Genomic DNA, 10,221 nt, shown 5'->3' with positions numbered 1-10,221 from the left:
CAGATTTTCGAGCGATTAATTCTTGCTATTTTACACACTTCCAACGGCATACTATCAACGATGAAACAATTTTCAGATTCATTAAATTCTTTCGCTAAGTTGAGGCGAATACTATTAATTTGTTCTGATAATCTACGTTTTCTACGATTATAAATACTACGTTCAATTTTACAACTTAACGCATTAGGAAGATTTCGAAATAAATGATTTTCACTATCAATACCCATAAATTCAGCAGTTAAGACAAGACTTATGAGTTCTAAATCAAAAAGTTTAGGTCTTCTACGTTGATAAATTAAAAGTGTATCTGTTGATATTTTTCGTAGAACTTCCAATATTCTTTCGTAATTTGCAAGTAAGTTGTTCATTGTAAATGTTTTGTAGTTAAAACAATTTACTGATTTTCAATCAAATGAACAACTTTATTCTTTATTAATCAAAATGCACAACAGGTAGAAATTAATAAAAATAAATCATACTCAGACAGTATAATGATACCTGATGAAGATTGCGAGTATTGTTATTTTTACCCTATAATTGAAGAAAATACTATTTTAATGATAAGAAAAGATACATTGATTTATGATGAAAAAGGAGCTGTAAAATTGATTCATTAATTTTCTAAAGCGTCAAACCTTCTAAATCATCAATGGTCCCGTTGTAGATATTCACATCAACTTTATAACGTTTTACACCATCTATGGTTGCTTTTTCGGTAAATTGCCAAAAATCCCAATGCCCTTTCATTTCTTGGACCCAAAAATTGTAATTGGCAATCCAAATAATATAACCATCAAAATGATCTTGTAAATAATCTTCAAAATATTTATCTGATGTATAAATAATCGGTTTGATATCGTAATGCTCTTCAACAATTTTGCACCAATTCTTGATTCCTTCGACTAAACGATCCATGGATTGTGTTTTCGGTAAGGTTTCAATATCCAAAACTGGAGGCAAATCACCATTTTCTAATTTTACTTTTGCAATAAAATTTTGTGCTTGTAAAGTAGAGTTTTCATCTGGACGATAAAAATGATAAGCACCACGCAAAATATTATTTTCTTTTGCACCTTCCCAATTATCCTCAAAAGTCTCATCAATAGACGAAGTTCCCATTGTAGAACGGATAAAAGCAAAATTTATCGGATATAAATTGTAAATCGTATGCATTTTCGTCCAATCAATTTTTCCTTGATAATGCGAAACATCAACACCAAAAGTTTTGAGATAATATTTATCCATCACCTCAATATTTCGGATATCAAATTTTGTGACTTTACCATCAACCAATTTTTCGCCTTTCAACGATTTTTCTACAACCGAAAAATAGTAATGAATACCATGACGATAACGATATGTAAAATAAACAACGCACAAAATCAGTAAACTAATCACATAAGTCGAAAGTTTGATTTTTTTTAATGTACTAAAAATAGATTGTTGTGTTTTCTTTTTACGAGGCATTTTAGTAGTTGAAATAGATAAATTCTATGCAATATTACTTCAATTTTAGATGATAAAAAAAGTAAAATCTTCATTATCTTTGTTCAGTATGAAAAAATGGATATTAGCCGCAAGGCTTCGCACATTACCACTTTCTTTGAGTGGATTATTATTGGCTGGATTTATTGCAAAATCAGAAGGAATTTTTCGAAATGATATATTTTTCTTATCTCTTTTAACAACTTTGGCTTTCCAAATTTTATCAAATTTCGCGAATGATTATGGCGATGCGGTAAAAGGAACGGACGCAAATAGAGTAGGAGAGCAGCGTGCTGTAGCATCTGGATTGATAACTCAAAACCAAATGAAAATAGCTATTGGAATTATGGTTGCAATTTCTTTAGCTTGCGTTTCAGCATTGTTGTATGTATCTTTTTATCCAAATGATATGAAATATATTTACATTTTTCTTGGACTGGGAGTTGCGTCTATTTTTGCAGCAATGGCTTATACAATGGGAAAAAAACCATACGGATATATTGGTTTAGGTGATGTTTTTGTGTTCTTATTCTTTGGGATTTTAGCTGTTGCTGGTGGAGAATTTTTATATTCTAAAGTTTTTCAATGGCAAATTTTATTACCTGCAGCTTCGATGGGATGTTGGAGTGTAGCAGTGCTAAATTTGAACAATATGCGAGATGTGAAAAATGATGTCAAAAACAATAAAATTACTGTTGCATCAAAATTAGGTTTTCAAAAAAGTAAATATTACCAAATGGCTTTAATGACGATTCCGTTCGCATTAAGCGCATTATATGTAACGATGTCACCACTTAAACAAGGTAAATTATCTGGTTTTGTATTTTTAATTTTAATCTTTTTTGCGAACGCCATTCGTCGTCAAATTTTTGCAGTAAAAGATCCTAAAGATTTCGATCCATTCTTGAAACAAGTAGCAATGTTAGCTTTATTTTTCGCTGTATTATTAGGATATAGTTTAATCGGTTTCGATTTTATTGATACTTTAATTCGTTAATCACAAAAAAATATATAATGAAAATTCAATATTTAGGACATGCCTCGCTTGCGATTGAAGCAAACGGTAAACACATTATTGTTGATCCATTTATTACACCAAATGAATTAGCAAAGAATATCGATTTCGAAAGTTTAAAAGCGGATTATATTGTTATTACGCATGCGCATCAAGATCATGTGTATGATGTGGAAGAATTGGCAAAACGTACAGGAGCTTTGATTATTTCGAATGCAGAAATTGCTTCTTATTATTCGGAAAGAGGTTTAAAAGCACACGGAATGAATACAGGTGGTAAATTTAGTTTTGATTTTGGTTCGATTCAATCTACAATTGCATTTCATTCGAGTTCATTTGCTGATGGAACATATGGAGGAGATCCAAATGGTTACATTATCGAAAGTGAAGGAAAGCGAGTTTACATCGCTGGTGATACAGCTTTGACATACGAAATGAAGTTGATTCCGGATACAATTGGACAACTTGATTTAGCAATTTTACCAATCGGAGATAATTTTACGATGGGGGCAAAAAGTGCTTCTATTGCGGCAGAATATGTGCAAGCAACTAAGGTTTTGGGTTATCATTATGATACTTTTCCACCAATTAAAATTGATAAAGCAGAAGCGAAATCTATTTTCTTTTCGCGTCATATTCAATTGATTTTATTAGAAATTGGCGAAGATTTAACGGTTTAAGAAATTCTTTACAATATATAAAAGCTCGAGATAATCTCAAGCTTTTTTATTGATTTGATCTCGGTTGAAAAAGATTATCTTTGCCGCAATTATTCGATAAAATTTATGATTACAGTTAATGATATTGCCGTTCAATTCGGTTCTTCAACGTTGTTTAGTGGAGTTAGTTTTGTGATAAATGAAAATGACAAAATTGCCTTAATGGGTAAAAATGGTGCAGGAAAATCTACTTTACTTAAGATTGTTGCAGGAATCAATAAACCTTCTTTGGGAAATATTTCAGCACCAAAAGATGCGGTAATTGCATATTTGCCGCAACATTTGTTAACCGAAGATAATTGTTCTGTTCGCGAAGAAACGTCAAAAGCTTTTGCTGAATATTTATCAATGAAGAATGAAATTGATGAATTAAATGAGCAGTTAACTGTACGAACTGATTATGAAAGTGATGATTATATGAAGTTAATCGAACGCGTTTCGGAAGTCAGTGAAAAATTTTATTCGATAGAAGAAGTAAATTACGAAGCCGAAGTGGAAAAGGTTTTGAAAGGAATGGGATTTGCGCAAGAAGATTTGGATCGATCAACTTCTGAGTTTTCGGGAGGTTGGCGTATGCGAATCGAATTGGCTAAAATTCTTTTGTGTAAACCAGATTTGATTTTATTAGATGAGCCTACAAACCATTTGGATATCGAATCTATTCAATGGTTAGAGGATTTCTTGAAAAATCAAGCCAAAGCTGTTATGGTGATTTCGCACGATCGCACATTTGTCGATAATATTACGAATCGTACAATCGAAGTGACAATGGGACGAATTTATGATTACAAAGCCAAATATTCTGACTATTTAGTGTTGCGTCAAGATCGTAGAATTCATCAGCAAAAAGCTTATGATGAACAACAAAAATTCATTGCTGAAAATAAATTATTTATTGAACGTTTTCGTGGAACTTTCTCTAAAACAGAACAAGTGCAATCGCGCGTTCGTATGTTAGAAAAGCTAGATATTATCGAAGTTGATGAGGTTGATACTTCAGCTTTGAAATTGAAATTTCCAGCAGCAGCTCGTTCGGGACAATATCCTGTTGTAGTCGAAAATTTAGATAAAACGTATGGTGATCATATTGTGTTTAAAGATGCAAATATGGTGATTGAACGTGGTCAAAAAGTGGCTTTGGTTGGAAAAAATGGTGAAGGAAAATCGACAATGATTAAAGCTATCATGAATGAAATTGATTTCGATGGAAAATTAGAAATCGGACATAATGCGCAAATCGGATATTTTGCTCAAAATCAAGCTACTTTGTTAGATGAAGATTTAACCATTTTCGAAACTGTAGACCGCATTGCAGAAGGTGATATCAGAACACAAATCAAAAGTATTTTGGGTGCGTTTATGTTCAAAGGTGATGATGTCGACAAGAAAGTAAAAGTGCTTTCTGGTGGAGAAAAAACACGTTTGGCAATGGTGAAGTTATTGTTAGAACCTTATAATGTCTTGATTTTAGATGAGCCAACAAATCACTTGGACATGAAAACAAAGGATATTATCAAAGATGCATTGAAAGAATTTGAAGGAACAGTAATTTTAGTTTCCCACGATCGTGATTTCTTAGATGGATTGGCAGAAAAAGTTTTTGAGTTTGGAAATAAACGTGTCAAAGAACATTTTGAAGATATCAAAGGTTTCTTAGTAACAAAGAAAATGGAAAACTTGAAAGAAATAGAAAAGTAAATTGAATTTTAATAAAACAAAAAAATCCACTCAACTGAGTGGATTTTTTTATGCTTGCTTCTTCACGAACTTCGTTAAAATAACGATTAATTGTCCGTCAACTTTTCCTTCAATTTGTTCGGTATTATCATGAACTAAACGAATATTTCGTACAGCAGTTCCAATTTTTGCATTGATAGAAGAACCTTTTACATCCAAATCTTTAATCAATGTCACCGTATCTCCATTCACCAAAATATTTCCGTTGCTATCCTTGTGCAAATTAACACTTCCGTCACCTTCGTGATCACCAGATGCTTTTGCCCACTCCATATTTTCGTCATCTAAATACATCAAATCCAAAGCATCAGCAGCCCAAGATTCGTTTCTAAAACGATTCAACATTCGCCAAGAAAGCACTTGTACGGCAGGAACTTCGCTCCACATAGAAGAAAGTAAAAATGATTCCCAAAAAGATGCATCTAATTCCTCTTTCTTTTCAATTTGGTTGATACATTTTTGTGTTATGTAGACATTTCGATCAGGATTGCTACTCGCATCAGGATTCACTTCATAAATAGCCAAATTTTCTGTAACTCCCGTCAATTCGCATTGGTTACCACTTCTTTCTTGTAAAAATGTATCTAATTTCATGTATTGATTTTAAAACTTTTGCAAAGATAACCTTTATTTAGAATTTAAACTTTTGAGGTATTTTAATCAGAATTATTTAAATTCGTTAAGAATAAAATTCAACCTTAAAATATGTTAGTAAAGAAAAACTCGGGCGAGTTAATCCCATATGATCCAAAAGCTTTAAAACGTTCATTAACGAAATCTGGCGCAAAAAAAGAGGAAGTTGAAGAGGTTTTCGAATTAGTTTCGAAAGATCTTTACGATGGAATTCTGACCAGAGAATTGTATCGTATAGCTTTTGCTCATCTCAAAAATTATAGAAATTCGTATGCAGCGCGTTATAGCCTAAAACGAGCTTTGCGAGATTTGGGACCAGAAGGATATTATTTCGAAAAATGGATTGAAAGAGTGATGCAAGCAGCAGGATATCAATCGTTGCATTCGGAAATTGTGCAAGGAAATGCGGTGACGCACGAAATTGATGTGGTGGCTTCTAAAGGAGATCAATTGCTTTTCTGTGAATGTAAATTCAGAAATGACGAAGATGCCAAAATTTCGGTGACAACGCCGATGTATTTTTTATCGCGAATGAAAGATGTAGAAAGCCATACGTATCATTTTTTTGGACGAGATATGAAACCAACAAAAGGTTTCTTGGTAACGAATGCGTATTTAACGACGGATAGTATAGATTTTGCAAATTATTATGGAATTGGATTGATTTCTTGGGATTATCCTGAAACAAATAGTATCAAATATTTGGTTGATAATGCGGCTTTGTATCCAATTACGTGTTTAACGACTTTGACGCCAGAGCAAGAAAAAGTTCTTTTATCGAAAGAATGTATTTTGGTGAATGATTTACAACAAAATAATAAGTTTTTAGATTCATTAAATTTGTCTCAAGAACAACGAAACGAAGTTTTGGAAGAAACGAATGAATTGTTAGAAATCGAGAATTTTACGTGCGAAATTGCTTAAAATGAAATAAAAAAGAAGCTCAATATTGAGCTTCTTTTGCTTTATAATTCTTTAAAAATCTCAAAACTATCTTTGTGATCGCACCAAAATTCATCCAAATTAATCATTCGATCTTTTAGGAACGGAATAATTTGCGGCCAATCGGTTTCTCTAAAAATACTAATGTTTTCTAAACGTATTTTTATTGTCGAAATCATTTTTCCGTCTTCGTCATAATCTTCTTTTGTCCAAATCCATTTTTCGCCAAGATAATTTTCCAAAACATTTTCATATTCCTCAAACTGTTCATAGATCATCAGTTGAACTGACGGATCTGGATGCGAAATTTCAATCGAAACCTCTGCAAACTTGCGTTCGACATCCGTTCTAAAATAAACACCTTTTATATCCGTTTTGTAATTTATCCAATTAATACGCGTTCCTTCGGCATTCATCTGCAATTTCATATACGTTCCATACGAAATCCAAAAATCCTTTTTTATGCGATAAGCATCTTCTTTTGAAAACAAATTGATTATTTTTTTACAAAAATCGGTTTAATATTCTATTCAACAAAATTTCGAGAAAAATAGCTTGGATTGATTCTTGTTCTATTACATTTGAACAAATATTTTTAAAAAGTAAATATGAAACTATTTTCTTTCCTTGGTTTAATGGGAATTTTGGCTTTTTCTACTGTAAATGCACAATCTGTGGAAACTGTAAAATATGAAGCTTTACACGAAAAAATCACAACTTATAAAGATCAAGTTGTTGTCGTTAATTTTTGGGCAACATGGTGTGCTCCTTGCGTTGAAGAAATTCCTGCATTTATGGAAATTAATGAAAAATACAAAGACAATCCCAATTTCAAAATGCTGTTGGTATCTTTGGATCGACCAAAAGTATTGGATAAAGTAAAGAAATTTATAACAGATTATCACATCAATACAGAAGTTGTTTTACTGGATGACACCAAGCGGATGAATGAATGGATTCCTTCTTTCGATTCCAAGTGGGGTGGAAATATTCCTGTTACAATTATTTACAATAAAGGAGAAAAAGTTGTTTTTCATGATCAAGCCATGACCAAATATGAACTGGAGGATGAAATCAATGAAATTCTTCCATAAAATCAGATGTGATATTTTTTCAATTTAACTTCCATTCTTGCAAACTATTATGTACCTGTAATTGTTTCTATTGTTAAAATATGATTTTATTCATGTTTTTAATAAATATTATTGTATTTTTAGTAGACACTAATTAAATAACACTAATTAAATAACAATAATATGAACAAACTTATCTTTACATTAGCTACACTTGCTGTATTCACAGCTTGTAGTGATGACACTAAAAACGAAATGGATCCTCAAGCAGAATCTGCTAATCAAAAAGTTGCAAGTCGAACGTGCGCTTCTGATGAAGTTTTAAAATTACAGCTATCAGAAAATCCTAATCTGGCCTCAAAAATGGCAGATATTGAAGCCCATGCCCAAAACTTTGAAAAAATGCAAGGAAAACTAGTCAATGGAACTATTGTTATCCCTGTTGTTGTAAATGTTTTGTATAAAACGGCCGCTGAAAATATTTCTTTAGCTCAGATTCAATCTCAAATTGATGTTTTAAATAAAGATTTCAATGCACAGAATGCTGATTTTTCACAGGTACCCGCTTTGTTTTCAAATGTAAAAGCAAATGTTGGGATTAAATTTGAATTAGAAACGGTGAACAGAAAACAAACAACAAAAACTTCTTGGGGAACAAATGATGCCATGAAGAAAAGTACAGGAATTCTGCCAACTTCCCCTACAACAAAACTTAATTTATGGGTTTGTACAATCGGAAGTGGTATTCTGGGTTATGCACAATTTCCCGGGGGTAGTTCTGCAACAGACGGAGTGGTAATTGATTCAAGATATTTTGGAAATACAGGAACAGCAACTTACCCGTTCAATTTAGGGAGAACAGCTACTCATGAAGTTGGGCACTGGATGAATTTACGTCACATTTGGGGAGATGGTGGTGGATGTCTAACAGATTATGTGAACGATACGCCTTATCATAATGCACCAAACTATGGTGTCCCTGCATACCCTCATTATAGTACATGTTCAGGATCTCCTGTCGAAATGACCATGAATTATATGGATTATAGTGACGATAGAGGATTATATATGTTCTCTGAAGGACAAAAAAGTAGAATGTTATCTATTTTCAGTCCGGGAGGTGCACGCTATAGCTTCGCTCAATAACATCAGGATAATTAAATATAGTAGTAAAAAACTCTTGAATGAATAGTTCAGGAGTTTTTTATTTTTTGTAAGTTTATCTAAACTTAAAACTACAAAAATGAATAAAAAACATATCAGAAAAGATGTCATTCAGCATCTTATTCAACTTAAACAAGATGAAATAAACGCCTTAAAAGAATCGGAGCGAATTTATACTGAAAGTGCTGATTTAGATGAAGAATCGAGTTTAGAGCTTGATGATTTTGCACAACAAAGTCAGTCGACAGATTCCGCCAGAAATTTACAAATAAGAATTAATCAAGCAACAGAAGATTTAAATAACTTCAGAGTACTTCGCCCTGAGTTGATTGATGAAATAACGGAAGGAAATGTTGTTTTGACTGACAAAGTTAATTTTGTCATTGGTTTATCTTTCAAAGATTTCGAATGGGAAAATAAAAAGTTTGTAGGAATTAGTACACAAGCACCTATTTTTGAAGCGTTGGTTGGAAAACGAGCCGGCGATAAAATAGAATTTAATGGAATAAAATATACCATAGAAGAAATATTATAGCATGCCAAAAATACATACAATAGACCTGAATTTTCAAAATGAAAAGGAAGCTATCGCAACTTATTTAATCGAAACAGAACAGGGACCGGTTTTAGTCGATCCGGGCCCATACTCCACTTTCGAAAATCTGAAAACAGGAATAGAAGCTTTAGGTTGGCGGGTAATCGATATTGAAAACATATTAATTACACATATTCATTTTGATCACGCTGGTGCTGCATGGAAATTTACAGAACATGGCGCAACAATTTTTTTAAATCCGATTGGTTTACCGCATCTGAAAAATCCTGAGAAATTGTGGGAATCTGCAAAAATGATTTATGGTGACGATATGGATCGTTTGTGGGGAGAAATGAAACCAATTGACGAAGAATATTTGGTTGGTTTGGCAGATGGACAAAGTGTGGAGTTTGGTGATGCTGTTTTTCAGACTGTTTATACGCCTGGACATGCTGTTCATCACAATGCTTATGTGTTGGACGATGTTATTTTTACAGGTGATGTAGCGGGGGTGAAGATAGAAAATGGACCTGTTTCGCCTCCTTGTCCGCCGCCAGATATTAATATTGAATTGTGGAAAGAATCGATTGCTAAATTGAGAAAAATTAATGCAAAAGGAATTTATCCGACGCATTATGGTTATCACGAAGATTTAGAAAATCATTTTGATCAATTAGAAAAAGCTTTAGATGATTGGTCAAATTATATCAAACCGATGTATGATGATAAAATTCCGACCGAAGAAATTGTCCCTGTTTTTGTCGATTATGTCACAAAAAACTATAAAGACTTAGGTTTAACAGAAGATCAAATTCAGGTGTATGAATATGCCAATCCATGCTGGATGTCTGTTAATGGACTAATGCGTTATTGGAAATTAAAAGAACAAGGAAGATTATAAAACGAAAAGCTGTCAAA

General features: G+C 32.6%; 12 protein-coding genes. 8 read left to right on the top strand and 4 right to left on the bottom strand.

Annotated features, from left to right (window positions below; translation table 11 throughout):
- Positions 1 to 368: transposase family protein (locus B4E59_RS13885; protein WP_524535948.1), on the bottom strand; the 368-nt coding region annotated here is incomplete at its 3' end.
- A 253-nt stretch (positions 369 to 621) separates the two neighbouring features.
- Complete coding sequence (locus B4E59_RS13880; RefSeq protein ID WP_114999709.1) at positions 622 to 1,467, bottom strand: glycoside hydrolase family 25 protein; 846 nt, start codon at positions 1,465 to 1,467, stop codon at positions 622 to 624.
- 88 nt (positions 1,468 to 1,555) lie between these two features.
- On the opposite strand from B4E59_RS13880, the gene menA reads away from it, so the two are divergent.
- From menA to B4E59_RS13865, 3 genes are all read left to right on the top strand, one after another.
- A complete protein-coding gene (gene menA, locus B4E59_RS13875) occupies positions 1,556 to 2,482 on the top strand; it encodes a 1,4-dihydroxy-2-naphthoate octaprenyltransferase (RefSeq protein WP_114999711.1) in 927 nt (308 codons plus the stop codon).
- A gap of 17 nt (positions 2,483 to 2,499) precedes the next feature.
- Positions 2,500 to 3,180 (top strand): metal-dependent hydrolase, encoded by a 681-nt coding sequence (locus B4E59_RS13870; RefSeq protein WP_038332212.1) that lies wholly within the window; start codon positions 2,500 to 2,502, stop codon positions 3,178 to 3,180.
- 105 nt (positions 3,181 to 3,285) lie between these two features.
- Positions 3,286 to 4,917, top strand: coding sequence for an ABC-F family ATP-binding cassette domain-containing protein (locus B4E59_RS13865; RefSeq protein ID WP_291053564.1), 1,632 nt, complete (start codon positions 3,286 to 3,288; stop codon positions 4,915 to 4,917).
- A 48-nt stretch (positions 4,918 to 4,965) separates the two neighbouring features.
- On the opposite strand, the gene B4E59_RS13860 is transcribed toward B4E59_RS13865, so the two are convergent.
- A complete protein-coding gene (locus tag B4E59_RS13860; RefSeq protein ID WP_291053561.1) occupies positions 4,966 to 5,550 on the bottom strand; it encodes a PhnA domain-containing protein in 585 nt (194 codons plus the stop codon).
- Positions 5,551 to 5,661: 111 nt separating this feature from the next.
- On the opposite strand from B4E59_RS13860, the gene B4E59_RS13855 reads away from it, so the two are divergent.
- Complete coding sequence (locus B4E59_RS13855; protein WP_291053558.1) at positions 5,662 to 6,513, top strand: ATP cone domain-containing protein; 852 nt, start codon at positions 5,662 to 5,664, stop codon at positions 6,511 to 6,513.
- Positions 6,514 to 6,554: 41 nt separating this feature from the next.
- Here the strand turns inward: B4E59_RS13855 and B4E59_RS13850 are convergent, their stop codons facing one another.
- The gene (locus B4E59_RS13850) at positions 6,555 to 7,022 is read right to left on the bottom strand and encodes a DUF4268 domain-containing protein (protein WP_125350185.1); all 468 of its coding nucleotides are present in this window, start codon (positions 7,020 to 7,022) and stop codon (positions 6,555 to 6,557) included.
- A gap of 117 nt (positions 7,023 to 7,139) precedes the next feature.
- Here B4E59_RS13850 and B4E59_RS13845 point away from each other — a divergent pair, with 117 nt between their 5' ends.
- The 4 genes from B4E59_RS13845 (at position 7,140) to B4E59_RS13830 (ending at position 10,204) form a co-directional block, all read left to right on the top strand.
- On the top strand, positions 7,140 to 7,625 hold the full coding sequence (locus B4E59_RS13845; protein ID WP_280037360.1) for a TlpA family protein disulfide reductase: 486 nt from the start codon (positions 7,140 to 7,142) through the stop codon (positions 7,623 to 7,625).
- Positions 7,626 to 7,787: 162 nt separating this feature from the next.
- Positions 7,788 to 8,750 (top strand): zinc metalloprotease, encoded by a 963-nt coding sequence (locus B4E59_RS13840; protein ID WP_219035149.1) that lies wholly within the window; start codon positions 7,788 to 7,790, stop codon positions 8,748 to 8,750.
- 97 nt (positions 8,751 to 8,847) lie between these two features.
- A complete protein-coding gene (locus B4E59_RS13835; protein WP_219035148.1) occupies positions 8,848 to 9,303 on the top strand; it encodes a GreA/GreB family elongation factor in 456 nt (151 codons plus the stop codon).
- A 1-nt stretch (position 9,304) separates the two neighbouring features.
- On the top strand, positions 9,305 to 10,204 hold the full coding sequence (locus B4E59_RS13830; protein ID WP_219035147.1) for an MBL fold metallo-hydrolase: 900 nt from the start codon (positions 9,305 to 9,307) through the stop codon (positions 10,202 to 10,204).
- Positions 10,205 to 10,221: the final 17 nt, after the last annotated feature.

The organism is Empedobacter sp. UBA2044, from assembly GCF_002333005.1.
In the GTDB taxonomy this organism is placed as follows: domain Bacteria; phylum Bacteroidota; class Bacteroidia; order Flavobacteriales; family Weeksellaceae; genus Empedobacter; species Empedobacter falsenii_B.
This window is presented reverse-complemented; position numbering and strand designations above follow the sequence as displayed.

Coding starts and splice junctions, on each gene's coding strand:
- B4E59_RS13880 (WP_114999709.1), bottom strand. CDS start 1,467: ATGCCTCGTAAAAAGAAAACACAACAATCTATTTTTAGTACATTAAAA.
- menA (WP_114999711.1), top strand. CDS start 1,556: ATGAAAAAATGGATATTAGCCGCAAGGCTTCGCACATTACCACTTTCT.
- B4E59_RS13870 (WP_038332212.1), top strand. CDS start 2,500: ATGAAAATTCAATATTTAGGACATGCCTCGCTTGCGATTGAAGCAAAC.
- B4E59_RS13865 (WP_291053564.1), top strand. CDS start 3,286: ATGATTACAGTTAATGATATTGCCGTTCAATTCGGTTCTTCAACGTTG.
- B4E59_RS13860 (WP_291053561.1), bottom strand. CDS start 5,550: ATGAAATTAGATACATTTTTACAAGAAAGAAGTGGTAACCAATGCGAA.
- B4E59_RS13855 (WP_291053558.1), top strand. CDS start 5,662: ATGTTAGTAAAGAAAAACTCGGGCGAGTTAATCCCATATGATCCAAAA.
- B4E59_RS13845 (WP_280037360.1), top strand. CDS start 7,140: ATGAAACTATTTTCTTTCCTTGGTTTAATGGGAATTTTGGCTTTTTCT.
- B4E59_RS13840 (WP_219035149.1), top strand. CDS start 7,788: ATGAACAAACTTATCTTTACATTAGCTACACTTGCTGTATTCACAGCT.
- B4E59_RS13835 (WP_219035148.1), top strand. CDS start 8,848: ATGAATAAAAAACATATCAGAAAAGATGTCATTCAGCATCTTATTCAA.
- B4E59_RS13830 (WP_219035147.1), top strand. CDS start 9,305: ATGCCAAAAATACATACAATAGACCTGAATTTTCAAAATGAAAAGGAA.